The sequence below is a fragment of the Streptomyces sp. NPDC089915 genome, from assembly GCF_040684675.1.
Classification (GTDB): domain Bacteria; phylum Actinomycetota; class Actinomycetes; order Streptomycetales; family Streptomycetaceae; genus Streptomyces.
In genome coordinates this window covers 1-1,242 of the sequence record NZ_JBFBGN010000391.1, presented here as the reverse complement: position 1 = coordinate 1,242, position 1,242 = coordinate 1, and the positions used below count along the sequence as shown (strand labels likewise).

General features: G+C 68.7%; 3 protein-coding genes and 1 riboswitch. Of the genes, 2 read left to right on the top strand and 1 reads right to left on the bottom strand.

What is annotated here, in order from left to right:
• The coding region (locus AB0O29_RS36085) for a hypothetical protein (protein WP_365160728.1) at window positions 1-256 on the bottom strand (256 nt) is incomplete at its 3' end.
• A gap of 181 nt (window positions 257-437) precedes the next feature.
• A riboswitch (cobalamin riboswitch) is annotated at window positions 438-635 on the bottom strand.
• 204 nt (window positions 636-839) lie between these two features.
• Here AB0O29_RS36085 and rpmB point away from each other — a divergent pair.
• A complete protein-coding gene (gene rpmB, locus AB0O29_RS36080; RefSeq protein WP_365160725.1) occupies window positions 840-1,076 on the top strand; it encodes a 50S ribosomal protein L28 in 237 nt (78 codons plus the stop codon).
• The coding region (locus AB0O29_RS36075) for a Pvc16 family protein (RefSeq protein WP_365160722.1) at window positions 1,060-1,242 on the top strand (183 nt) is incomplete at its 3' end. The genes rpmB and AB0O29_RS36075, both read left to right, overlap by 17 nt.

Sequence of the window (1,242 nt, the reverse complement as noted above, 5' to 3'; positions counted from 1 at the left end):
GGCTTGCTGTAGTAGGGCGTGACCGCCCGTGGTCGTAGTACGAGAAATCACCGGTCGGCACTTCGTGGATGCCGGCCTCGGCGAGCTGCTGCCAGTTCGAACGCCGCAGTTCGGCGGCGGTGGCCTGGAGGGCGTCGGCGGTGACGCGGCCCTTCCAGTAGCCCTCGACGGCCTTCTTCAGTTCGCGGTTCTGGCCCTGGCGGGGGTAGCCGTACACGGTGGCTCGTGCTGCCGCGGCTGCGGGCTTCGCTGTCACGGAACTCTCCTTCGCGAGATGTCTCCAGGAACATCCCGGCGACGGGACGCGGACGCGAAGGGAACGACGGAGCGGGCGGACCACGCCGCGGGAACGATGCCGCAGCTGCCGCTCGCTGTGTACGCCGACCCGCCCACGAGGTCACCGGGATATCCGCACACGGCATCGGCCGCGTGCGGGCAACGGGCAGGTCTTCGGACTCGCGGGCACGCCTGCCGGTCTCCCGGCGGGCACCTACTGGCCGTCGCTTCCCAGGACCGTTGTCCGGTCCCAGTGCGTATGACGGCGGTCGTTCCCGCTCACCGCTGCGGGGCAGTCCCGGATTCCCACCGGGTTCCCTCTTACGACGCATCCCGTCTGGCGGACGGGGCGAACCAGCTGCACCGGCCACCCTAGGCCGTTTCACCAGGATGCGAGAACGGCGGTCCACATGCCGGACGCCGAAAATGAGACGGCACGTCGCGCTGGTCGGGGCCGGGCGCAGTTCGTCGCGTGCCATGTCCATCACGATACACGCTATTGGTTTTCATTTTCATTTAGCTGCTACGGTAAGGCCACACCGCTCCCGAGCAGACGAGGAACCATGTCCGCCCACTGCCAACTCACCGGCCGCCGACCCGGCTTCGGCAACAACGTCTCCCACTCGCACCGCCGCACGAAGCGACGCTTCGACCCGAACATCCAGAGCAAGCGCTACTGGCTGCCCAGTGAGGGCCGGCACGTCCGGCTCACCCTCAGCGCCAAGGGCGTCAAGACCGTCGACGCGATCGGCGTCGAGGCCGCCGTGGCCCGGATCCGAGCGCGTGGAGGAAAGGTCTGATGGCCAAGAAGAGCAAGATCGCCAAGAACGAGCGGCGGCGCCTGACCGTCGCCCGCTACGCCGTGCGCCGCCGGGCATCGAGGTGTCCTTCGAGGCGCCGACCCGTGACTGGGCGGCCCGGCGCAACGCCCCGGCGGTCAACGCCTATCTGTACGACATCCGGGAG